Genomic DNA, 23,280 nt, shown 5'->3' with positions numbered 1-23,280 from the left:
GCCGGGAGCACCCCATGAAGAACGTGACGCAGCCCGGCCGGAAAATGGAAAACACGATGATCACCCTTCGGTTCAGGTCGGCTCTGACTGCCGGTGTCTTGCTGTCGGCTGCCCTGATGGCTGGCTGCGGCACGCGCGACGGCATGACAACTGGGTCGATCCGGGACGACTACCGCACGCGTCATCCGATCGTGCTGAACGAGGTGGAGCACGCTCTCGATATTCCCGTTTCCTCGGCCGATGTGCGGCTGACGACCGGGATGCGAGATGCGATCGGCGGCTTTGGCGCGCGATACAGCGAAAGCTCTTCGAGCATCGTCCAGATCATGGTGCCACAAGGCTCGCCGAACGCCGGCGCCGCAAATCACTTGTTGAAGCAGATACGCAGTACCCTAGCGTCGTCCGGCGTACCTGCCTCGCGTATCGTCCAGACGACCTATGTCGCCGACGCCTATGGCGATGCTGCACCCATCCGCCTGACCTATGTCGCCATGACCGCAGTGACCAACGCATGCGGCGAATGGCCCGAGGATCTGGCCAACGACACCGTGATGAATCGCAACTGGGAAAACTTCGGATGTGCGACGCAAGCCAATCTTGCCGCCCAGATCGCCAGTCCGATGGATTTGCTGACCCCGCGGAAATCCGCGCCGATCGATGCGGCGCGACGTTCGGAGGTCATTTCAGATTACCGCAACGACGGAAACCCGGGGCTCTGAGTGCCGGAACACGGCGGAAACGGATGAGGATATGAGCGCGATAGAGTACAACATCGACACGGGAGCGACGGACCGCGAGGCGCCGAAGGTGGGCGACGTGGACAACCTGCGCCCCTTGCCGCGCATATCGGTTCATGCCTTCTGCATCTCCGATGCCATGCACCGCCTCATGGAAAAATGCGCCGTCGACCGGCGGATGGCCAAGGTGACGATGCGCATCACCAGCGGCAATATCGATGCGGCGGCGAACATGTTCGCGACGTCGCCGACCCCGAACCTCATCATTCTCGAAACCGAGGCCGAGCCCTCCGCGCTTCTGCCGGAACTGGCTCCGCTCGCGGAAGTGTGCGATCCGAGCACCCGGGTCATCATCATCGGCCGCTACAATGACATTTCGCTCTATCGCGAACTGATGCGCAACGGCATTTCCGAATACATGGTGTCGCCCGTCGCAATGGCCGACGTCCTCGGCGCCATCTCGGCGATCTTCGTTGATCCCGAGGCTGAGCCTCTCGGCCGCACCATCGCCTTCATCGGCGCCAAAGGCGGCGTCGGATCGTCGACGATAGCCCACAATTGCGCTTTCTCCGTCTCTAGTCTGTTCGCGACCGAGACAATCCTCGCCGATCTCGATCTCCCCTACGGTACGGCCAACATCGATTTCGACCAGGACCCCGCGCAGGGCATGGCCGAAGCCGTGTTTTCGCCGGATCGGCTGGACGAGGTGTTTCTCGACCGCCTGCTGACGACCTGCTCGCAGAACCTGTCGTTGCTGGCCGCTCCGTCATTGCTCGATCGCTCCTATGATTTCGATGGTGGTGCCTTCCAGCCCATAATGGAGCTTCTGCAGCGCAGCGCACCAGTGACGGTTCTCGATGTGCCGCATCTGTGGTCGGACTGGACGCGCAGGGTGCTTGCCGACGCCGACGAGGTGGTGATCACCTGCATGCCGGATCTCGCCAATCTTCGAAACGCCAAGAACATGCTCGACGCCCTGAAGAAGCTTCGCCCCAACGACAAGGCGCCGCACTTCATCCTGAACCAGGTTGGCGTGCCGAAGCGGCCGGAAATATCGCCGGGCGATTTCTTCGAGCCGCTCGAGGTTGAGCCGGTAGCGATCATTCCTTTCGACGGCCAGCTGTTCGGCAATGCAGCCAATAGCGGCCGTATGATTGCCGAAACCGATGCGAAGTCGCCGACGGCGGAAACCTTTTCCCAGCTTGCCCACCTCGTCACGGGCAGGGCGACGGTGAAAAAGGCAAAGAAGAGCGGTCTTGGCTCCGTTCTCGGCCTTCTCGGCCGCAAGTGATTGACGTGAAAACGGCGTAGATAGGAAACGGAATGTTCGGCAAGCGCGGTGGCGATGGTTTAGGAAAGAGTGGCGGTGGCCCGGGCACCGTTTCGCCCTCCGTCGAAACGCTTGCGCCGACGGTCGCCCGTCCCGCCATCGCCGAACCAGCTCCTGTTCGCGAGGAAGCACCCGTCCGCCAGCAGGTCGCGCCGCCGCCGATGCAGACCCCGGCCCGCAAACGCCCGCAGCGTACCGAGGACTATTACGACACCAAGAGCCAGGTATTCTCCGCGCTGATCGATACGATCGACCTGTCACAGCTCGCCAAGCTCGATGGCGAAAGCGCGCGGGAAGAAATCCGCGACATCGTCAACGATATCATCACCATCAAGAATTTCGCGATGTCGATCTCCGAGCAGGAGGAACTGCTCGAGGACATCTGCAACGACGTTCTCGGCTACGGTCCGCTCGAGCCGCTGCTGGCTCGCGATGACATCGCCGACATCATGGTCAACGGGGCCGGCCAGACCTTCATCGAAGTCGGCGGCAAGACGATCGAATCTGAAATCCGCTTCCGCGATAATTCGCAGCTTCTTTCGATCTGCCAGCGCATCGTCAGCCAGGTCGGCCGTCGCGTCGATGAATCGAGTCCGATCTGTGACGCCCGTCTTCCCGACGGCTCCCGCGTCAACGTCATCGCGCCGCCGCTGGCGATCGACGGTCCGGCGCTCACCATCCGCAAGTTCAAGAAGGACAAGCTCAACCTCGACCAGCTGGTCCGCTTCGGCGCGATCACGCCGGAGGGCGCGCAGGTCCTGCAGATCATCGGCCGCGTCCGCTGCAACACGGTCATATCCGGCGGTACCGGTTCGGGTAAGACGACTCTGCTGAACTGCCTGACCGGCTACATCGATCCCGACGAGCGCGTTATCACCTGCGAAGATACCGCCGAACTTCAACTCCAGCAGCCCCATGTGGTTCGTCTGGAAACCCGCCCGCCGAACATCGAGGGCGAGGGCGAGATCACCATGCGCGATCTCGTCAAGAACTGCCTCCGCATGCGTCCAGAGCGCATCATCGTCGGCGAAGTGCGCGGATCGGAAGTATTCGACCTTCTGCAGGCAATGAACACCGGCCACGATGGCTCCATGGGGACCATCCATGCCAACACGCCGCGTGAATGCCTCTCGCGTATGGAATCGATGATCGCAATGGGCGGCTTCAGCCTTCCGGCGAAGACGGTACGGGAGATCATCTCGGGGTCCGTTGATGTCATCATTCAGGCCGCGCGCCTGCGCGACGGTTCGCGCCGCATCACTCACATCACGGAGGTGATCGGCATGGAGGGTGATGTCATCGTCACCCAGGACCTGATGCGCTACGAAATCGAAGGCGAGGATGCCAGCGGCCGTATCATAGGGCGCCACGTCTCGACCGGCATCGGCAAGCCGCATTTCTGGGATCGCGCAAGGTACTACAACGAGGAGCGGCGTCTTGCGGCTGCCCTCGATGCCATGGAGAAGAAAGGCGCAACACTCTGATGTTTGGCCTCGATCCGACCATTCTCGCGATTATCGCCCTGAGCGCCGTGGCGGCGGGTGCGGTCGCCTATGGTCTGCTGTTCTCGCGCATCGAGGTGGAGAAGAAGACGACGAGCCGCATCAACCGCGTCAAGGCGGCCGAAACCGATCATGCCAAGGTCAAGGCGGCCCGCGACCGCGTTCAGGAAATCTCCAAGCGGCGCAAGTCGGTGCAGGATTCGCTGAAGGATCTGGAGAAAAAGCAGCAGGAGCGCGACAAGAAGGCCGCCAACATCAGCATGAAGGCGAAGCTCGTCCAGGCCGGCCTCAGCCTCAGCATCGCCACGTTCCATGTTCTGAGCGTCGTGGTTGGCCTCTTCGTGTTGGCCGTCTCTTTCCTGGGCGGCGTGCCCCTGCTTGTCGGCGTCGGGCTCGCCTTCGTCGCCGCCTTCGGTGTCCCCCGTTGGGTGGTCGGCTTTCTCATCAAGCGTCGTCAGAAGAAGTTCCTCTCCGAGTTTCCCAACTCCCTCGACGTTATGGTGCGGTCGATTAAATCGGGTCTTCCGCTGAACGACGCCCTCCGTCTCATCGCCAACGAGGCACAGGAGCCGGTTCGCTCGGAGTTTCGCCGCGTGGTGGAATCGCAGCAGGTTGGACTGAGCGTGCCTGAGGCCTGCCAGCGTATGTCCTTGACCATGCCTCTGCCGGAGATCAATTTCTTCGCGATCGTCATCGCCATCCAGAGCCAGGCGGGCGGCAATCTGTCGGAAGCACTGTCCAACCTGTCCCGGGTGCTGCGTGACCGCAAGAAGATGAAGGCCAAGGTGCAGGCGCTATCGATGGAGGCCAAAGCCTCCGCCGCGATCATCGGCGCCCTGCCGTTTATCGTTGCTTTCATGGTCTACATGACGTCGCCCGAATACATTTCGATCCTCTTCAAGGATCCCCGCGGTCATCTGATCCTGGGTATATCCGGCGTGTGGATGTCGATCGGCATTCTCGTGATGCGCAATATGATCAACTTCGAGATTTGAGGGGCGGGCCATGACACCCGAACTGGCAGCCAGGCTCACCGACCCCGCCACGATCGTCGCCGTCCTCGTCGCGATCGCTGTCTTCGGGACGCTATATACTGTTCTCATCCCCTATCTCGAGAAGGGCGATCTCGATAAGCGCATGCGCGCCGTCTCGACCGAGCGCGAACAGATTAGGGCGCGCGAACGCGCGCGGATGAACGCCGACACCGGTGCGGGTCGCGGCAGTCTTCGTGCCACCAACAACCAGTCCGTCCGCCAGATCGTCGAGCGCTTCAATCTCAGGAAGGCGCTTGTCGACGATGCGACCATGGACAACCTCCGCGCCGCCGGTCTCCGCTCGCAGAACGCATTGAACATCTTCCTCGTTGCCCGCTTCCTGCTGCCTTTCCTGTTTCTGGCGCTGGCCGCCGTCTGGATTTTCGTCCTTGGAGGGTTGGCCGACAAGGCGCTGCCGGTTCGGCTTCTGGCAACCATCGTTGCCGGTTATGCCGGCTTCTACCTGCCCAACATCTACATCAAGAACCGGATGCAGAAGCGGCAGCATTCGATCAAGCGTGCCTGGCCGGATGCGCTCGACCTGATGCTGATCTGTGTCGAATCTGGCATATCGATCGAGGCCGCGATGCGCCGCGTCGCCGATGAGATCGCCGCGCAATCGCCGGAACTGGCCGAGGAAATGGTCCTGACGACCGCCGAGCTTTCTTTCCTTCAGGATCGTCGCACCGCGCTCGAAAATCTCGGCAACCGCACCCAGCTCGATGGTGTCAAGAGCGTGACGCAGGCGCTGATCCAGGCCGAGCGCTACGGCACGCCCGTCGCGCAGGCGCTGCGCGTTCTCGCCCAGGAGGGGCGCGACGAGCGCATGAACGAGGCCGAAAAGAAGGCCGCCGCGCTGCCGCCCAAGCTGACGGTTCCGATGATCCTGTTCTTCCTCCCCGTGCTGATGGCCGTCATTCTCGGGCCGGCCGGCATCCAGGTCTCCGACAAGTTCTGAGTCTAAAAACGGAGATTGACCGGCCGCGATGGGGTCCGTTCTGGCGCGAACGGACGCGCTTTTTGCTATCCGGATATTGATTGCGCTGGCTTCTCGCCCACTACGCCGAACCAGTCCGAAATCAGTTCGTGCCGCTGTCGCTCGCCTTGTCGGCCGAGGCGAGCTTCTTCCAGGAATTCTGTTGCGAGAGCATCGCGCGCAGATAGGCGAGGTTTGCGTCCGCCTGTTCCTTGGTCAGCTCGGCGGACGCGATCGTCTCCGCCTCGTTGAAGCGTCCCTGCAATCCGACCACGAGGGCGAGGTTCTGCCGTACCCGGCTGTCCGCCGCCGGCTGCTGTGAAGCCTTGCGCAGATATGTCTCCGCCGTCTTCAGATCGCCGCTCAGCACGTAGGACATGCCGAGATTCGAAAGAATGGAGGGCTCGTTCGGCTGGATGTCGAGGGCCATCCGGTAGCGGTTGCGCGCCTCCTGTGCCCGTCCCAGCTGGTCGAGAACCGCGCCTTCGGCCGAATAGAGCTTCCAGTCGGGGCGATCCGGAGTCTGAGCCCGGGTGATGGTCGTCAGCGCCTGTTCGAGCTGGCCTGCGGCGGCCTGGGCCTTGCCGTAGGCGCCGAGCACCTCTCGGTCGGTGGGATGGGCTATCGCCACCTGTTGCATCACCGCCAGCGCCTGGTCGGAACGACCGGTCATCATCAGCACATTGGCATAGGCAAGACCGGTATTCCGGTCACGCGGGTTCTTTTCATAGGCACCGCCGATAGACCGCGCAGCCTGCGCCAGTTCGCCGGCATTCATCGAATCGACAGGCTTGCTGAGCTTCGGGATCGAGCCGGTCGTCATCTTGCTTGGTCCGCTCGCACAACCCGACATCGCCAGAAGCGCCAAGGCAACGCAGGCGCTCGCCGTCAGCCTGGTTCTGAGGGAAGAGTGCCGTTGGGCCATGGGATGATCCTTGCAGTCTGGGCGAGCCTTCGCGCATGGCGCGGCAACGCAATCTCCACTCAAGCAATAGTCTGTTAACCCTAATAGAGCGTTAATCCAGATCGGCCCCGATTCCCCAGCAGGCACACAATGGCACCCTTCCAGTACATCGACCGACCGACCCCGTTTTCATCCAAGGCCGGCAAGACCCTCCCCGTCTTCGTGGTCACCCCGGCGCATATCGAAACCGGCACCATCGATCCGCTGGCGCTCGATTGGGCGCGGAAGGCCGGTTTCAAGGCAGAGCCCGGCTCGCTGCTCCTGATTCCCACCGAAGACGGCCATGTCGGCGGCGCCCTCTTCGGCGTCGGCGCCAATCCCTCGGATACGCCCTTCCTCAGCGGACGTCTGGCGCGGTCGTTGCCGGCGGGTGACTGGCACATCGAGACGGCACCGCTGACGGCGAGCCGCCTGCTTCTCGGCTACGGTCTCGGCAGCTATTCCTTCCGCCGCTATCTCTCCGAAAAGCCGCAGGAGCCTAAGCTCCTGATCCCGCAGGATACCGACGCTGGCGACATCCGCCGCCAGGTTGCCGGTGTCTTCCTTGCCCGCGACCTCATCAACACCCCGACCAACCACATGGGCCCGGCTGACCTTGAAAAGGTCGTCCGCGATCTGGCCGCCCACTACAAGGCCGAGGTCTCGGTGATCGAGGGCGATACCCTGATCGAGAAGAATTTCCCGCTCGTCCATGCCGTCGGCCGCGCCAGCACCAGCGCGCCGCGTCTGATCGAGATGCGCTGGGGCAAGCCTGGTCATCGCCGCGTCACGCTGGTCGGCAAGGGAGTCTGTTTCGACACAGGTGGTCTCGACATCAAGCCCGCCTCGTCCATGCTGCTGATGAAGAAGGACATGGGTGGCGCCGCCAACGTCCTCGGTCTTGCGCTGATGATCATGGATGCGAAGCTGAAGATCGATCTGCGCGTGATCATTCCGGCGGTCGAAAATTCCATTGCCGGCAATGCCTTCCGCCCGGGCGACGTTTATCGCAGCCGCAAGGGTCTCACCGTCCAGATCGACAATACAGATGCGGAAGGACGCCTCATTCTCGCCGATGCGCTGGCCTATGCCGACGAGGAGGAGAGCGACCTGTTGATCGACATGGCGACCCTCACAGGCGCCGCCCGTGTCGCTCTCGGCCCCGACCTGCCGCCCTTCTTCACCGATGATGACGATCTCGCGGAATCGCTGGCTGATGCGAGCCTGGAGGTCGATGATCCGCTGTGGCGCATGCCGCTTTACAAGGGCTACGAAAAAGACCTGAAGTCCTCCATCGCCGATCTCACCAACGCCCCGTCCGGCGGCATGGCGGGCGCCATCACGGCAGCGCTTTTCTTGAAGCGCTTCGTCGGTACGTCGCGTCGCTGGGTCCATTTCGACATCTTCGGCTGGTCGCCCTCCGATCGCGGCCACGCCACCGTCGGCGGCGAGGCCCAGGGCATCCGTGCCCTGTTCCGACACCTCTCGTCGGGGGCGAAGTAAAGGCAAACCGTTTGGCGCTGCCCTTGCTTTGACCGTCCGATTGTCTGAAAACAGCGGGACCGGGCACCGTTGGAGTGAGAAATGAGTGTGGAACTGTCAGCTTCCGAGGCCCTCGGGCTTTGGCATCGAGTCAGTCTACTTCAGGTCAAGCAGGACCAGCGCGACCTGACGCAGCGGCAGATGGCAATCCTTCTCCACATCTACCTCGTTCCGCCGCCGCACACGGTCCGCGGCCTGGCAGCGACACTCGGCGTGACAAAAGCCGTCATCACCCGCGCCCTTGATACCATGGGCGAACTTGGCCTCGTCGACCGGGTGCGCGACGAGATCGACCGCCGGAACGTGGTGATCAAGCGCACTGTCGGCGGCGCGCTTTATCTGGAAAAGCTCGGCGATCTCATCATCGAACAGGGCCGCCGGCTCGGAAACTGAAAGCGGACGATATGACGCTGGACAGACGCTTTAACGCTTACCGCGAAGATCTCGCCGACATTGCCCTTGAGGGGCAGGTTGAGGCCGCCCGCTTCACCATGGGCGAGCCCGCCGGCGTTATTGTCCCCGTCACCGGACTGCGCCCGAAACCCGATATGGCGTCTGGTATCGACACCGAACTTCTACTCGGTGAGGAGGTCACGGTATTCGACCGCTCCGCCGGCTGGGCCTGGGTGAAGGCGGCGTCGGACGGCTATGTCGGTTACCTGCCGGAGCATTGTGTTGGCGATCGCCAGCCATCGCCCACCCATCACATCGTCGTTCCCCGGACCTTTCTTTATCCCCGCCCAGACCTGCGCGCGCCGCTTGCGACGCCGCTCTCCATGGGCAGCCGCGTGGCCATCATCGGCGAGGCGGAAACCCGCGGCACGCGCTACCATCTGCTGGCGGATGGCCGGGCAGTCATTGCAGCCCATTGTCTGCCTATCGGAACCTGGCCCCCGGACGACTATGTCTCGCTGGCGGCGCGCTTCATGGAAACGCCCTATCTCTGGGGTGGGCGGTCGGGTTTCGGCCTCGATTGCTCCGGCCTCGTCCAGCTCTGCCTGCAGATGACGGGAGGTTCCGCCCCGCGCGATTCAGATGTGCAGGGAAGGGAACTGGGCACTGCCATCGCGCGCGAGGACCTGCGTCGCGGTGATCTGGTGTTCTGGAAGGGACATGTCGGTATCATGGAAGATGCGGAAACGCTGCTACACGCCAACGGTCATACAATGACGGTTGCCCGGGAGGATTTCCGCAAGGCCGTCGAGCGGATTGCCTGGCTCTACGAGCAGCCGACCGGCTATCGTCGCCCGACGTGACCCTTCTTTTACAGCCATTGATCGCCTATATTGGTGGGAGAAGCCACCTTGGGCCGATGTCGGCAGTGGATTGGAAAAGGCGTTGGCGAGAAGCCCGTTTACTCATCTGGCGGTTATCGCGGCCATGGCGTTTGTCGGGCCGGTCGCGGCCGCACTTGCCGCCCCGCCGGTTCAAGGCGAGATATTCGAGGGCCTTCCCGGCGTGAAGCCGCTTGGGCCGGAGGAACCGAAATATCGTTGCCACACCGTGACAAGGTATTCCGGCAAACGGAACGGTATCCGCTTCTTCGACGACAACATGCCGTATCTGGCTTATCGGTGCGAGAGCAAGAGCAACGGCGCCGTCTATGAAGGCGGCCGCCCGCCGGTGTCACCGCATTGGTTTCCAGGCATCAATCCGCATCACCTTCCGGAGTGAGCCCCGTCACCGCTCGATCGCGAGATGGCGTCCAAGCAGGTCGTCGTCGGTGAGCAGCGCCTGGCTCGGACCGCTGTAGACGGCTGCACCACGGTCCAGAATCACGGCCTCGTCGCACAGTGGCAGGATCTTCCGCGCCTTCTGCTCGATGATGATCGCTGACAGCCCCTTGCCCTTCACGATCGCCTTCAGCGCCGACAGCAGTTCGTCGATGATGATCGGCGCCAGGCCCTCGAGAGGTTCGTCGAGCAGAAGCAGTTTCGGGTTGAGCATCAGAGCCCGCGCGACGGCCAACATTTGTTGCTCGCCGCCGGACAACTGGCTGCCCAGATTGCCGCGCCTTTCTTTCAGGCGTGGGAACATCGCATAGGTGCCCTCAAGCCCCCATGGGCCGGGTCTCGCGATCGCCGTCAGGTTCTCCTCCACGGTCAGCGAACGAAAGATGTTGCGCTCCTGCGGCACCCAGCCGATCCCGGCGCCGGCGCGGCGTTCCGGTCGCATCCCGGTAATGTCCTCGCCATCCAGCCGGATAGTGCCGCTGTGGTGGGTTGTCAGGCCCGCGATCGTGTCGACGAGTGTCGTCTTGCCGGTGCCGTTGCGGCCGAGCAGCGCCATGGTGCGCCCGCGCGCCAGTTTGAGGCTGATGCCGGAGAGCACGCTCGCCTCGCCATAGCCAGCGACCAGGTCCGTGGTTTCAAGCAGCCAGTCGGTCATTCGCCCTCTCCGAGATAGACAGCCTTGACCTTGGGATCGCGGGAAATCTCATCTACTGAGCCCTCGGCGAATACCGCGCCGGCGACCAGAACGGAGATGCGGTCTGCGAAGGAGAAGACGAGGTCCATGTCGTGCTCGATCAGCAGCACTGTGACCTGGGCCGGCAGGCTCGCGACGATGGAAAGCACTTCGTGGCGCTCGTCCTCGGGCACACCGGCCGCCGGCTCATCGAGCAACAGCACCTTCGGCCGGGCGGCCAGCGCCAGCGCGATCTCCAGAAGTCGCTGCTTGCCATAGGGCAGGGTGGATGTGCGGTCCGTCGCCACCGACGAGAGCCCCAGCTGCTCCAGCAGATCCGCCGCCTCGTCGATGGCGTCGTGGTACGATGATAGCGGCTTCCAGAGATTGCCGCCGCCATCGCGCTGGCAGATGGCAAGCGTCGTGGAGTCGAGCGGTGTGAAATCGTTGAACAGTCGGTTGATCTGGAATGTTCGCGAAAGCCCCATTTGAACGCGGCGGTGCGGCTCTGTGCGGGTGATGTTTTCGCCACCCAGCCATACCTCGCCCTCCGAGGGCGGCAGCACCCCGGTAAGCAGGTTGATCAGTGTCGTCTTGCCGGCACCGTTGGGACCGATCAGCGCATGCCGCGCCCCTTCTCGTACTTGAAGACTGACGTCATTGGTCGCCACGAAGGCGCCGAAGCGGCGTTTCAGGCCCTTGGTCTCGAGTGCCCAGCTCATCGCGGCACCTCCGGCGCTTTGGACGCCTTGAGCCTCTCGGCCAACCATGTGAACGGGCTGAATAACCTTTCCCTGCCGACCAGCACCAGGAGCACGAGGATCAGACCGATCCAGAACATCCAGTATTGCGGAGTTGCAATCGAAAGCGCGTCGCGCAACAGCGTGAACGCGATCGCGCCGAAAATGCCGCCATAGAGATAGCCTGTGCCGCCGATAACAAGCACCAGCATCACGTCGGCGGAGCGGTGGAAGGCAAGAACGTCGGGTGAGACGAAGCTCGTGGTTTGTGTCAGCAGAGCGCCAGCCATGCCGGCGATCGCTGCGGAGATCGTGTAGATCACCACGATCCGCTTGTTGGCGGGAATGCCGATCATCCCCGCCCGAACGGTATTGCCCTTGATCGCCTTCAGCGACAGTCCGAATGGCGAATAGGCGATACGGCGGGTCATCAGGATGCAGACGAAGAGCACGATCAGCGAGTACAGATAGCCGGTCTTGCCGAACAGGTCGAATTCGAACTGGCCGAGGATTGGTCCGGTGAAGAAGCCGGACAGGCCATCGGCGCCACCCGTGAGCCACGCCATCTGGTTGGCCGCCTCCGCCATCATCATGCCGATGCCAAGCGTCGTCATCAGCCGCGTAAGGTCGGAGCCCCGCAGCAGCAGGAAGCTCGACAGGAAGCCGGCCACCGCCGCGACGAGGGCCGCAAAGCACAGACCTGTCACGGGTTCCGCGGTGACCTTGAGCGAAAGAAGCCCGGCCGCATAGGCACCGATCCCGAAGAACACCGCATGGCCGAGCGAGACGATACCCGTGAAGCCAAGAATGAGGTCGAGCGACAGCGCGAAGAGACCGAGGATCGCGATCTCCGTCAAAAGCAGCATCTTCGTCGGCAGCAGGAAATAGGCCGCGAAGGCAGCGATCCAGAACATCGGTTCGTAAAGTCGCATTCTGCCGCGCCGGGCCACGGAAAGGCGCGCCGCTCCGGCGGGTTTGGATGGTTTGGTGATGCTCTGCTCCGCCATGGTCATCGACCACCATCCCGCGAGAACAGTCCGTGCGGCCTCAAGACCAACATCACGATCATCAGGGCATAGATCACGAAAGCACCAATCTCGGGCACATAGTATTTGCCGGCGACATCGGCGATTCCAAGCATCAGGGAGGCGAGGAAGGGACCGGTCACGGTCGAGGTGCCGCCGACGGCGACGACGATCAGGAAGTAGATCATGAATTTCAGCGGGAAGTTCGGATCGAGGCCCAAGAGTTCGGTCCCGAGCGCGCCGCCGAGGCCCGCAAGCCCGGAGCCAAAGGCAAACGTGAGTGCGAAGACGAGCGAGACATTGATGCCAAGCCCGAGTGCCGTGCGCCGGTCATCGACAGCTGCTCTTAGCCGGCTACCGAAGCGGGTTTTCGCCAGGATCAACTGCAGTCCGATCGCCAGCATCGCGCAGATGACGATGATGAACAGCCGGTAGCGGCCGATCCCGACGCCGAGGATTTCCATGCGCCCCGAGAGTTCCGGCGGTAGCTGGATCAGTTGCTGCTGACCACCCATGAAATAGTCGGCCGCGGCGACCGCCATGAACACCAGCCCGATCGAAAAAAGCACTTGGTCCAGATGGTCGGCGCCATAGAGGTGTCGGTAGAGCGCGCGTTCGAGTACCGCCCCGACCGCCGCCGCCCCGACAAAGGCCGCGGGCAGGCACCAGTAGAAGGAAATGCCGTAGCGGTTCATCATCACGACGGTGACGTAGCCCCCGGTCATCGCGAAGGCGCCATGCGCGAGATTGATGAAGTTCATCAATCCGAGTGTCACGGTGAGACCGCAGGCAAGGACGAACAGCAGCATGCCGTAAGCAACGCCATCGAACAGGATTGTCAGCATCGGGTCCTTCTCGAATTAGAACCGGTTTCCGGATCATTCTGCTCCGGGCACGGCGGCAGGGAAAGCCCGCCGCCGTCGGCCCCGTGCTGTTACGGCGCCTCGGCCTTTTCCGGATCCTTCAGTGCCTCGAATGTTGCGAATTCCACATTGTGCAGTTCGCCATCGACTTCCTTCACTTCGCGCACATAGATGTTCTGGATAATGTCGCGCGTCTCCGGATCGATCGAGACAGGTCCGCGCGGGCTCGTCCACGAAAGCCCCTTCACGGCCTCCATGAAGGCTGGGCCACTGGCATCGCCGCCGGTCTTCTCCAGCGCTGCGTAGATCAGCGCCATTCCGTCATAGCCACCGACGGACATGAAGTTCGGCCGCATGCCGTCGTTCTCCTTCTTGAACGCCTCGACATAGGCCTTGTTCTCCGGGCTGTCGTGAGACGTCGCGTAGAAGTGTCCCGTGATCGTGCCGATCGCCGATGGGCCCATGCTGTTGAGGATATCGTCGTCGGTCACGTCGCCGGTGGCGATCAGCTTGATACCGGCATCCGCAAGGCCGCGTTCGTTGAACTGCTTCATGAACAGCGAGCCGACACCCGACGGCAGGAACACGAAGACGGCGTCCGGCTTTGCATCGCGCACACGCTGCAGGAACGGCGCGAAATCGGGGTTCTGCAGCGGCACGCGGACGGCTTCCGTGACTGTGCCACCCTTCGAGGTGAACTCCTTGGTAAACCACTTTTCCGCGTCGAGCCCCGGTCCGTAGTCGCTGACCAGCGTCACGACGCTCTTGATGCCGTTCTCGCTCGCCCAGGTTCCGACCGGCAGCGAATATTGCGGCAGCGTGCCCGAAGTGCGGGTAATGAACTCGGACGCCTTGGTGATGGAGGCAGTGCCCGCCGCCATCACGATCGTCGGCACCTTGGCCTGCGTCGAGACCGGCGCCACCGACATCGCGAGCGGCGTCAGTCCGAAACCGGCGAGGATCGCCGCGCCTTCGTTGACGACGAGGTCCTGCGCCACGCGCCGCGTCTGGTCGGCCACACCTCCGTCGTCGCGGATCACCAGTTCGATCGTCTTGCCGCCCACTGTGGCGCCATGCGTTGCCATGAAGGTTTTGGCGCCGGCGGAGACCTGCCGCCCGGTGGAGGCGAAGGGGCCGGTCATCGGCAGGATCAGCCCTACCTTCACCACATCTTCCGCCACCGCCGTCTGCAGGCCGGCGACTGTCATCGTGAGCCCTGCCACGCCTGCCAGAATTGCTCTGATCGTCATAAGTTCCTCCCAAGAACCACCCGGACAAACAGGAAGGGTGCCGCCCTGTCATCCGGGTTGCATGGCACCCGGTCTCCCTTCCCGGGGCTTCATCCATAGTGGCTCGGCCCGGGCAAGGCTCATCAAAAGACCTGCCCCGGGTATAGGATATGGCTATAACACCCGGTCGGGTCACGACCGGGCGATACTGTCGACAGATTGCTTCGCCGTGGCCGGTTAAGGCGCGACGTTCGGATCCCTGACCTTCGGATAGGTGGCGAATTCGACGTTGTAGAGCTCGCCGTCAACCTCCTTCACCTCGCGCATGTAGATATCTTGGATGATGTCTCGCGTCGCCGGATCGATGCTGATGGGCCCGCGCGGGCTCGTCCACTCCATGCCCTTCATCGCTTCGACCAGCTTCGTTCCGTCGGTATCGCCGCCGGTCTTTTCCAGCGCGGCATAAGCCAGATGCATGGCGTCGTATCCGCCGACCGACATGAAGTTCGGCCGCATGCCGTCATTGGCCCTCTTCACCTCCGCCACGAACGCCTGGTTTTCGGGGCTGTCGTGGTTGGCGGAATAGAAGTGGCCGGTGATCACGCCCTTGGCGACCTCGCCGATCCCGTTGAGGAGATCGTCGTCGGTCACATCGCCCGTCGCGATCAGCTTGATGCCCGCCTCGGCAAGGCCCCGTTCGACGAACTGCTTCATGAACAGCGAACCGACGCCCGAGGGAACGAAGACGAACACCGCGTCCGGCTTGGCGTCACGCACCCGTTGCAGGAACGGCGCGAAATCAGGGTTCTGCAAGGGGACGCGCACCGCCTCGACAATCTCGCCACCCTGCTTCTTGAACTGGTCGGTGAAACCCTTCTCGATGTCGTGGCCCGGGCCGTAATCGGTCACCAGCGTAACAACGCGTGTGAGACCGTTCTCCACCGCCCAGGTCGCCACCGGCACCGGCGATTGCGGCCCTGCCATGCTGACCCGGACGAAATAGTCCGACTGCTTCATGATCGCGGACGTCGTCGCCGAGGTGATGATGGCGGGGATCTTCGCCTGGTTCAGTACCGGCGCGACCGACATCGCAAGCGGCGTCAGCCCGAAGCCGGCCAGTATAGAGACACCCTCGTTGACCACCAGCTCCTGCGCGATGCGCCGCGTCTGGTCCGCCACGCCGCCATCGTCGCGCAGCACGATCTCGATTTTCTTGCCCGCCGCCGTGTCGCCGTTAAGCGCGATATAGGCCTTGACGCCCGCCTCGACCTGCCGGCCGGTGGAGGCGAAAGGTCCGGTCATCGGCAGGATCAGCCCGATCTTCACGATATCCTCGGCATAAGCCGGCGTCATAGAAAGGCTCGCAAGCGCAACACCCGCCGCCAGCAGAACGCGTCTGGTAAGCATGTCTGTCTCCTCCGTTGTTTCAGCCGTGCCGCCCTGTCTCCTCCGGGGCGGGGCCGGCTTTATGGTCTTGCCTCTATCCTCATCGTCATACACCCGCGTCACGGACGTTTTCGTCGATCCGCAAAGGGTCGCTATGTATACAGCTTGTTGGTTGATCGGTTTGGGGACACTGCCGAGCGTGGCCTCGTACGGCGCACATTCCGCCCCGCAGCGAAAGTTTTAAATACAGCAGGTGCAGGGCCAGCGGATGTGTTCCGCAGCATGCGTTCTCCTCCATGTCTCCTCATGGTTGATAACATCATGTATACAAAACGCTGTCAATGTTGGGTGCCGCGGCGGCACCCGAGCCTGGCGTCAGTTGAACAGCAGTTGCGGCAGCGAGAGCACGATGGACGGCACGGCAATGATCAGCGCCACCACCAGAAGATCCGCCAGCATGAACGGCGTCACGCCCTTGAAGACATCGACGACGCTGACATAGCGTGAGGCGACGTTCTTGATGACGAACACGTTGAGCCCCACCGGCGGCGTGATCATGCCGATCTCCAAGAGCTTCACCACCAGCACCCCGAACCAGACAAGGCTGATGCCCTCCGCCTTCAGCACCGGCAAGAGCACCGGCAGCGTCACCAGCATGGCGCCGAAGGGTTCCATGAACATGCCAAGCACCAGATAGATGATCACGATGATCACCATCAGCTCGGTATAGCCGAGATCCGCTCCGGCGACGAAGGAGCCGAGGAAGCCTGAAAGCCCGGTAATGCCGAGAAAGCGGGTGAACATCGAGGCGCCGATGCCGATGATGAACAGCGAGGCGCAGGTCGAGAGCGTTTCGAGCAGCGAGACTCGCATCACCCGCATCGAGAGGTTCCCAGTGATTGCCGACAGCAGCACGGCGCCGCCGGCCCCGACCGCGCCTGCTTCGGTCGCCGTGAAGTAGCCGGAGAACAGCCCGCCGAACACCAGCAGCACCAGGAGGGTCAGCGGCCAGATGCGCAGGATCGCGCCGAAGCCGCCGGCTTCCTCGAAGCCGGAGGCGAGCGTGCGCGGCACGATGTCGGGCCTGAGCCACCAGAAGGCCAGCACCACAAGGCAGTAGCTCAGCGCCGTGATCAGCCCGACGCCGATGCCGCCGACGAAGATCTGCGTGATCGACGTCTCGGCGAAGACGCCGTAGACGATCATCAGGATCGAGGGCGGGATCAGCGCCCCGATCGTGCCACCGGCCGCCAGCGCGCCGCTGGCAAAGCTTGCCCGGTATCCAGCCTGCACCATCTCGGGAATTGCGATCCGCCCCATCGCGGCGGCACAGGCGATGGAGGAGCCGCTGACGGCGGCAAAGCCCGTGCAGGCAAAGATCGAGGAAATCGCAAGCCCGCCCGGCACCCGCCAGAGAATGGCCTTTGCGGCCTGGAACAGGCTTCCGGTCAGTCCGGCGTGAAAGGCCACGAAGCCCATCAGCAGGAACATCGGCACCGCGCTCATCGTCCAGCTGGCGACGAAGCTGTAAGGGGTGGACGTAATGATGCCGATCGCCGGCTTGAAGCCGAGCAGATAGGCGATGCCGCCGAACGACACCGTGATCAGCGCCAGCGCCACGGGAATTCGCAGGATCAGCAGCAGGCCGAGGATCGCGATCCCGTAAAGTCCGGTTTCGACGCTCATGCGGGGGTCTCCTGCGCCTCTTCGGCGTGATTGGTGGCGATCTTGATAAATCGGACGGCGGTAATGAAGGCGGCGAGCGCAAAGCCGGCCGTCGGCAGGAAGTAGCCGGGCCAGGTGATGATCTTCGCCTGCAGCGCGATCACGAAGGTCCCCGTGTTGAAATTCTTCACCGCGGTCGCCCAGGTGGCATAGGTCAGGACGCAGTAGAGCGCGCAGGCAATCAGCGCCACCGAGGCATCCGAAATGCGTCTCAGTCGCGGAGACAGAACGAATTCGATCAGCTCAACGGTTACCATTCCGCCTTTCCACTCCACCCAGGCAAGCGGCAGAAAGGCGACCAGGACCATGTAGTAATAGGAAACGATCTCGACGGTCGCCGGCAGCGAGGCGCCTGTGATGATCCGCGCGATGATGTCGGCGCAGACATGGAACATCATCATCACAACGCCGATCGAGGCGACGAAGACCAGCATCCTGGACAGCCTGTCGGCCAGTCCGAACAAGTGCGACATGAAAAGCTCCCGAACCCTAGCGAGGAAGGAAAGCCGGCGAGGCTCGGGCCCCGCCGGCGTTTCGCGTCACATGCCGTAGGTGGCGAAGTCGACCTTGCTCCAGACTTCCTCGTCGAGCCGCTTCGTGATGGCGGCCGGATCGAGGTTGGCTTCCTTGACGATACCGTTCCATTTGTCGACCAGGCTGACGAAACGCGCCACCTTGTCGGAGGCATCGGCGAACCCGAAGCGCTCCTGCGACACCTTCGCGGCGGTTGACTTGTCGGCTTCCGCAAAATCCTCGACCGCCTTGAGGAAAGCTGCATCAGGCTCGATGAACTCGATCCCCGCCTCCTGCGCCGCCTTCTTCGCCTCTTCCGCGATGCCATAGCCCCAGCGCTGGGTGAAATCGACATTGGCCCGGTTGGCGGCCGTTGCCAGCTGCTTGCGCTCTTCCGGCGACAGGCTTTCCCAGGCTGAATTGGCGACGGTGAAGTCGGACGAGGCGTGATAGGTGCCAAGCGGCACGAAGGTCACGCTCTTCACAAGTTCGACGAGGCGGAACGACAGGAGGTCACCGATCGAGGCCATCGAGCCGTCGATCACGCCCTGCGACATGGATTCGAACGTGTCGCCGACGCCGATCGCTGCCGGCACCGCGCCGAAGTTTTCCGCCCAGCGCGAGAACGGCGCGCCGCCGCTGCGGAGCCTGAGGCCCTTGAGGTCGTCTGCCGTACGGACCGGCTTGGTTGTCAGCAGCGCATAGACGTCGGACGAGCCTGAGCCGAGATAGACGACGCCGAATTTCTTCAGCTCCTGCTGGCAGACCTCGCAGGTGACCATGTATTCGGTCATCGCCGCCGCCATCGCATGCGGCTCGCGGCCGGTCAGCGCCAGTTCACCGGCCAGCGACATGCTTGGCAGGTCGGCCGGGAAATAGAGCGGCAGCAGATTGCCAACCTCGACGAGCTGGCTTTGCAGCGCGTCCTTCATCTGGCCGAGGCTGACGACCTCTGGCCCCAGCATCTGGGCGGTGAGATTGCCGCCGGAGACCTCAGGCAGGTATTCGACAAGCTTCTGGTAAAGATGGCTGTTGGACGGGTGGGCCGGCGGGGCGCCGGGGGCGACACGCAGTTCGCGCGCGTCGGCTGTGGTGGCGGCCAGCGCCGCCAGGCCTGCTATGACAGAAAGTATGCGTTTCATGTTCAAATCCTCCCAGTTTGGAACACGTTGGCAGTATGGTCTCTAGAGCTTCAGCAGTCTCCGCGCGTTCTCCTTTAGAATGAGCGGGCGGACATCGTCGCGGATGTCGATATTGGCGAAATCCGCGAGCCATCGGTCCGGCGTGATCGCCGGCCAATCGGACCCGAACAGCATCTTGTGCTTCAGCAGTGTGTTTGCGTACCGCACCAGGATCGTCGGGAAATATTTCGGCGACCAGCCTGAGAGGTCGATGTAGACGTTCGGCTTGTGGGTCGCGACGGACAGCGCCTCCTCCTGCCAGGGGAAGGAGGGATGGGCGATAATGATCGGCATGTCGGGAAAGTCGACGGCCACGTCGTCGAGATGGATGGGGTTGGAATATTTGAGCCGCATGCCCATTCCGCCGCGCATGCCGGCGCCCACGCCGGTCTGGCCGGAATGGAAGAGCGAGATCGCCCCTTCCTCCGCAATTGCCTCGTAGAGCGGATAGGCCATCCGGTCGTTCGGGAAAAAGCCCTGCATCGTCGGATGGAACTTGAAGCCGCGCACGCCGAAATCACGGACCAGCCGCCGCGCCTCCCGCGCACCGGCCTTGCCCTTGGCAGGGTCGATCGAGGCGAAGGGGATCAGCACGTCCGAATTGTCGGCCGCGATCCGTGCGACTTCCTCGTTCTCGTAGCGGCGAAACCCAGTCTCCCGTTCCGCATCGACGGGAAAGATCACGCAGCCGATCTTGCGTTCGCGGTAGTAGGTGGCCGTCTCCTGCACCGTCGGAAGCATTCCCTGGGCACCTGCCGGGTTCTTGAAGTATCGGGCCATGCCGGCCTGAAACTCGTCATAGCCGTCGTCGCGCGTCCCGCCGCACGGTTCTTCCGCATGGGTGTGGATGTCGATCGCGATCAGCTCGTCGATGTTCATGGTCTCTCCTCCTCCTCGATGCCGACGAATTTCCGCAGCAGCGAAACCAGCTGACTGCGTTCCTTCGACGTCAGGGGCGCACCCGACTTCTCCTCGTAGGCAAAGAAACCCGGTGCCGTCCGCGCGATCTCACCTTCGCCCTTTGGCGTCAGCGTCAGCTCGACGGCGCGGCGGTCCTCGTCGGGAATACGGCGCGAAACGAGGCCATTGTCCTCGAAGGCCCGGATCAGCTTGGTCATATGGGCGCGCTTGATCATCAGGCGCTGGCCGAGCACGCTCTGGCGGATGCCGGGGTTCTGGCCGATCACCCAGAGCACCGAAAACTCGCCGGGCTTCACCCCGCGCGGACCGTTGCCCGAAAAGAAGTCGTCGAAGGACTGCAGCTGCGCCAGCCTGAGCAGAAAGCCGAGCGCATTGGTGAGCTCGCCCACCTTCACGTCGCCGGTACTGCGGATTGGCATGTCCATCGTCGGGACCTCAAGTATTGCCGGGGGTCTTCAGCCGCGCCGCACGCTTTTCGAGGAAGGCGCGCAAGCGTTCCTCCGCTTCAGGGCTGGTTGCGGTGAAGGAGGAGATGAAGGATTCGACGAACAGGCCATCCTCCTTGGCCATGTCCTGGATGCGGGGCAGCGCGTTGATCACGGCGTAGTTGGAGAGCGATGCGTTCGCCGCAGCCGCCTTGGCGAGCTCGTGCGCCTTGGCGCGTGCTTCCCCTTTCGGCACGACATACTGCACCATGTTCCAGCGTTCGGCTTCCTCCGCCGAGGCAACGCGTCCCGTCAACATCATGTCCGTCATCCGGGCGACGCCGGTCAGCCGGGCGACACGAACCGAGCCGCCGCCGCCGACGAAAATGCCGCGCTGTCCCTCGGGCAGCGCGAAGAACGCCGACTGGTCGGCGACGCGGATATGCGTCGATGCCGCAAGCTCCAGCCCACCGCCGACGACGGCGCCATGCAGGGCGGAAATCCATGGGATTGTGCCGTGCTCGATGGTGGAGAACACCGCGTGCCAGCGACGCGAGCCGCGAACGCCCTCGATCGGAGTCTTCTTGACGTGTTCGGCGAGATCGAGGCCGGCGCAGAAATGATCGCCATGGCCGAAGACGACGACGGCCTTGGCCTCGTCTTCCGCGCGTTGCACGGCGGTCGCAATCGCTTCGACGAAACGGTCGCTGATGGCGTTGCGCTTTTCCGGACGGTTGAGCCCGATATGGGCGATCTCGTCCTTCAATTCATAGGTGACGAATTCGCTCGTCGTCGCGCCACTCATCGTCTGTCCCTCCCAGCCCTCTCCGGAGCTTGCGATATTGTGTTCTCGTTGATTGTTTACACGGCGATTGTTTCCTTGTAAACAAAAATTAAGGACGACGGAGGTTGGTCCTCTGTCAGTTTTCGTGACGGATCTGGGAGGAGAGTCATGAACCAAAGCCGAGCCGGCGCGATCAAGGTGTGGTCCCCGCAATTGCAGTGGGAAAAGCGCGACGACGGGTGTTACGTCATCTGGCGCGTCGACCCTTTGGGGCCGCATCCGGACAAGATCACCGAACGCATGGTCCATTGGGCGACCGTCGATCCCAACCGCATCTGGATGGCCGAGCGTGATGACGCCGGCGGCTGGCGCAAACTCTCTTACGGCGAAGCGCTCCGGCAGATCCGTGCCCTCGGCCAGCTTTTTCTCGACAACGATCTTTCCGCCGAGCGACCGGTTCTCATCCTGTCCGACAATTCGATCGCCCACGCGCTCGTGGCGCTCGCCGCGCAATATGTCGGCGTGCCCTCGGCCGCCATCGCCCCGGCCTATGCCACCCATGTCGGCGATTTCGGTAAGCTCGCCGACATCGCCGGCCAAGTGACGCCGGGGCTCGTGTTCGCTGACGACGTGACCCCCTTCGCCGCGGCCATCGAGGCGGTATTCGCCCCCTCCGTCCCGCTGCTTTTCTGCCGCAACGCCCCTTCCGCCTCCCGCCCGATGATCGGCTGGGACGAGGCGCTTGCCACCGCGCCGGGCTCCTCCGTCGATGAGGCCTATGCCGCGGTCGGCCCTGATACCGTCGCCAAGTTCCTGTTCACGTCTGGCACCACCGGCTCGCCGAAAGCGGTCATCCAGACCCAGCGAATGCTCTGCTCCAACCAGGAGATGGTTGCCGACTGCTACGCTTTCCTGCGTGACGATCCGCCGATCGTTGTCGACTGGGCGCCGTGGAACCACACCGCGAGCGGCAACAAGGTCTTCAACATGGTGATCTACAATGGTGGCACCTTCTACATCGACAAGGGCCGTCCGACGCCCGCCGCCATCGGCGAGACCATCGCCAATCTGAAAGAGGTTTCGCCGACCTGGTTCTTCAACGTGCCGGCCGGCTACGAGATGCTGATCGCCGCCATGCGCAAGGACGACCAGCTGCGCGAGAGCTTCTTTCGCAATCTGAAATTCATGCTCTATGCCGGCGCCGGCATGGCCCAGCACACCTGGGATGACCTGATGGCGCTGTCGGAGCAGACGCTCGGCTACCGCGTCTTCCTTGGCACGGGCCTCGGCGCCACCGAAACCTCGCCCTTCGCGCTCTTCTGCACCGAGCCCCAGGATGCGCCGGGCAATATCGGCATTCCCTCCCAGGGAATCACACTGAAGCTCGTGCCCTTCGAGGAGAAATTCGAGCTGCGCCTCAAGGGGCCGAACGTCACCCCCGGCTACTGGCGCAACCCGACGCTCACGGCCGCCGCCTTCGACGAAGAGGGCTTCTACCGGATCGGCGACGCCGTCCGTTTCGCCGTCCCCGATGATCCCACCGCCGGCTTTTTCTTCGATGGCCGCACGGCCGAGAACTTCAAGCTGCAGACCGGCACCTGGGTCGCCGTCGGCAAGCTCAGGGCCCAGCTCGTCGACCAGTTCGGCGGCCTGATCCGCGACGCCGTGATCACCGCTCCCGACCGTGAGGACCTCGGCGCGCTCGTCATCCCCTTCCTGCCGGCCCTGAGGCCGCTTGTGCCAGGCGGCGACCAGATGTCCGACGCCGAGCTTCTCGCCCGACCGGAAGTGCGCGCAGCACTTGCCGACAAGCTCAAGGCCCACGCCAAGGCTGCGACCGGTTCGGCGAGCCGCGTGGTGCGCATCATGATCATGACCGAGCCGCCGCGCTTCGACCGTGGCGAGGTGACCGACAAGGGCTCGATCAACCAGCGGGCGGTCCTGTCCCACCGCAAGGACCTGGTGGAGGCCCTCTACGAGGGCGGACCCGACGTAATTGGCGTCAAGTAGGGAGACGA

At 63.1% G+C, this 23,280-nt stretch carries 23 protein-coding genes; 10 read left to right on the top strand and 13 right to left on the bottom strand.

Features of this window, described 5'->3' with window-relative positions; all coding sequences use genetic code 11:
* The first annotated feature begins 14 nt into the window (after nucleotides 1-14).
* From J5J10_RS17290 to J5J10_RS17270, 5 genes are read left to right on the top strand one after another with little or no spacing between them, the layout of a single operon-like run.
* The gene (locus J5J10_RS17290) at nucleotides 15-719 is read left to right on the top strand and encodes a CpaD family pilus assembly protein (protein WP_249116766.1); all 705 of its coding nucleotides are present in this window, start codon (nucleotides 15-17) and stop codon (nucleotides 717-719) included.
* Nucleotides 720-750: 31 nt separating this feature from the next.
* Complete coding sequence (locus J5J10_RS17285) at nucleotides 751-2,028, top strand: CpaE family protein (RefSeq protein ID WP_208548122.1); 1,278 nt, start codon at nucleotides 751-753, stop codon at nucleotides 2,026-2,028.
* Nucleotides 2,029-2,060: 32 nt separating this feature from the next.
* On the top strand, nucleotides 2,061-3,551 hold the full coding sequence (locus tag J5J10_RS17280; protein WP_211930808.1) for a CpaF family protein: 1,491 nt from the start codon (nucleotides 2,061-2,063) through the stop codon (nucleotides 3,549-3,551).
* Nucleotides 3,551-4,564 (top strand): type II secretion system F family protein, encoded by a 1,014-nt coding sequence (locus J5J10_RS17275; RefSeq protein ID WP_211930807.1) that lies wholly within the window; start codon nucleotides 3,551-3,553, stop codon nucleotides 4,562-4,564. Before J5J10_RS17280 ends, J5J10_RS17275 begins: the two co-directional genes overlap by 1 nt.
* Before the next feature lie 10 nt (nucleotides 4,565-4,574).
* Complete coding sequence (locus J5J10_RS17270) at nucleotides 4,575-5,561, top strand: type II secretion system F family protein (protein ID WP_211930806.1); 987 nt, start codon at nucleotides 4,575-4,577, stop codon at nucleotides 5,559-5,561.
* 121 nt (nucleotides 5,562-5,682) lie between these two features.
* Here J5J10_RS17270 and J5J10_RS17265 read toward each other — a convergent pair whose 3' ends face one another.
* Entirely contained in the window at nucleotides 5,683-6,504 is an 822-nt protein-coding gene (locus J5J10_RS17265; RefSeq protein WP_208548126.1) for a tetratricopeptide repeat protein, read from the bottom strand.
* Between the two features lie 129 nt (nucleotides 6,505-6,633).
* Between J5J10_RS17265 and J5J10_RS17260 the strand changes: the two genes are divergently transcribed.
* From J5J10_RS17260 to J5J10_RS17245, 4 genes are all read left to right on the top strand, one after another.
* Entirely contained in the window at nucleotides 6,634-8,025 is a 1,392-nt protein-coding gene (locus J5J10_RS17260) for a leucyl aminopeptidase family protein (RefSeq protein WP_208548127.1), read from the top strand.
* Between the two features lie 81 nt (nucleotides 8,026-8,106).
* Complete coding sequence (locus tag J5J10_RS17255; protein WP_211930805.1) at nucleotides 8,107-8,457, top strand: MarR family winged helix-turn-helix transcriptional regulator; 351 nt, start codon at nucleotides 8,107-8,109, stop codon at nucleotides 8,455-8,457.
* An 11-nt stretch (nucleotides 8,458-8,468) separates the two neighbouring features.
* Nucleotides 8,469-9,320: an NlpC/P60 family protein gene (locus tag J5J10_RS17250; protein ID WP_211930804.1), complete on the top strand. Its 852-nt coding sequence runs from the start codon at nucleotides 8,469-8,471 to the stop codon at nucleotides 9,318-9,320.
* An 82-nt stretch (nucleotides 9,321-9,402) separates the two neighbouring features.
* Nucleotides 9,403-9,738, top strand: coding sequence for a hypothetical protein (locus J5J10_RS17245; protein ID WP_211930803.1), 336 nt, complete (start codon nucleotides 9,403-9,405; stop codon nucleotides 9,736-9,738).
* Nucleotides 9,739-9,744: 6 nt separating this feature from the next.
* On the opposite strand, the gene J5J10_RS17240 is transcribed toward J5J10_RS17245, so the two are convergent.
* The 12 genes from J5J10_RS17240 to J5J10_RS17185 all read right to left on the bottom strand — a co-directional run bounded on the left by J5J10_RS17240 (nucleotide 9,745) and on the right by J5J10_RS17185 (nucleotide 21,283).
* Entirely contained in the window at nucleotides 9,745-10,452 is a 708-nt protein-coding gene (locus J5J10_RS17240) for an ABC transporter ATP-binding protein (RefSeq protein WP_211930802.1), read from the bottom strand.
* On the bottom strand, nucleotides 10,449-11,192 hold the full coding sequence (locus J5J10_RS17235; protein WP_211930801.1) for an ABC transporter ATP-binding protein: 744 nt from the start codon (nucleotides 11,190-11,192) through the stop codon (nucleotides 10,449-10,451). Before J5J10_RS17235 ends, J5J10_RS17240 begins: the two co-directional genes overlap by 4 nt.
* Complete coding sequence (locus J5J10_RS17230; protein WP_249116941.1) at nucleotides 11,189-12,142, bottom strand: branched-chain amino acid ABC transporter permease; 954 nt, start codon at nucleotides 12,140-12,142, stop codon at nucleotides 11,189-11,191. The genes J5J10_RS17235 and J5J10_RS17230 overlap by 4 nt, the downstream gene beginning before the upstream one ends.
* A 77-nt stretch (nucleotides 12,143-12,219) precedes the next feature.
* On the bottom strand, nucleotides 12,220-13,080 hold the full coding sequence (locus tag J5J10_RS17225) for a branched-chain amino acid ABC transporter permease (protein ID WP_211930800.1): 861 nt from the start codon (nucleotides 13,078-13,080) through the stop codon (nucleotides 12,220-12,222).
* 89 nt (nucleotides 13,081-13,169) lie between these two features.
* Nucleotides 13,170-14,348 (bottom strand): ABC transporter substrate-binding protein, encoded by a 1,179-nt coding sequence (locus J5J10_RS17220; protein ID WP_211930799.1) that lies wholly within the window; start codon nucleotides 14,346-14,348, stop codon nucleotides 13,170-13,172.
* Nucleotides 14,349-14,564: 216 nt separating this feature from the next.
* Complete coding sequence (locus tag J5J10_RS17215; RefSeq protein WP_211930798.1) at nucleotides 14,565-15,734, bottom strand: ABC transporter substrate-binding protein; 1,170 nt, start codon at nucleotides 15,732-15,734, stop codon at nucleotides 14,565-14,567.
* 354 nt (nucleotides 15,735-16,088) lie between these two features.
* Nucleotides 16,089-17,399, bottom strand: a complete 1,311-nt coding sequence (locus J5J10_RS17210; RefSeq protein WP_211930797.1) for a TRAP transporter large permease — start codon at nucleotides 17,397-17,399, stop codon at nucleotides 16,089-16,091.
* Nucleotides 17,396-17,911: a TRAP transporter small permease gene (locus J5J10_RS17205; protein WP_211930796.1), complete on the bottom strand. Its 516-nt coding sequence runs from the start codon at nucleotides 17,909-17,911 to the stop codon at nucleotides 17,396-17,398. The genes J5J10_RS17210 and J5J10_RS17205 overlap by 4 nt, the downstream gene beginning before the upstream one ends.
* A gap of 66 nt (nucleotides 17,912-17,977) precedes the next feature.
* A complete protein-coding gene (locus J5J10_RS17200; RefSeq protein WP_211930795.1) occupies nucleotides 17,978-19,093 on the bottom strand; it encodes a C4-dicarboxylate TRAP transporter substrate-binding protein in 1,116 nt (371 codons plus the stop codon).
* A 42-nt stretch (nucleotides 19,094-19,135) separates the two neighbouring features.
* Complete coding sequence (locus tag J5J10_RS17195; protein ID WP_211930794.1) at nucleotides 19,136-20,011, bottom strand: amidohydrolase family protein; 876 nt, start codon at nucleotides 20,009-20,011, stop codon at nucleotides 19,136-19,138.
* Nucleotides 20,008-20,478, bottom strand: coding sequence for a MarR family transcriptional regulator (locus J5J10_RS17190; protein WP_211930793.1), 471 nt, complete (start codon nucleotides 20,476-20,478; stop codon nucleotides 20,008-20,010). The genes J5J10_RS17195 and J5J10_RS17190 overlap by 4 nt, the downstream gene beginning before the upstream one ends.
* 10 nt (nucleotides 20,479-20,488) lie before the next feature.
* The gene (locus tag J5J10_RS17185; RefSeq protein WP_211930792.1) at nucleotides 20,489-21,283 is read right to left on the bottom strand and encodes a crotonase/enoyl-CoA hydratase family protein; all 795 of its coding nucleotides are present in this window, start codon (nucleotides 21,281-21,283) and stop codon (nucleotides 20,489-20,491) included.
* A 147-nt stretch (nucleotides 21,284-21,430) separates the two neighbouring features.
* Between J5J10_RS17185 and J5J10_RS17180 the strand changes: the two genes are divergently transcribed.
* On the top strand, nucleotides 21,431-23,272 hold the full coding sequence (locus J5J10_RS17180) for a feruloyl-CoA synthase (protein ID WP_211930791.1): 1,842 nt from the start codon (nucleotides 21,431-21,433) through the stop codon (nucleotides 23,270-23,272).
* Nucleotides 23,273-23,280 lie beyond the last annotated feature (8 nt).

This window comes from Ciceribacter sp. L1K23 (assembly GCF_018122705.1).
Lineage (GTDB): Bacteria > Pseudomonadota > Alphaproteobacteria > Rhizobiales > Rhizobiaceae > Allorhizobium.
Note: the sequence above shows the minus strand (reverse complement) of the source record. Positions and strands in the feature narration are given on the sequence as shown.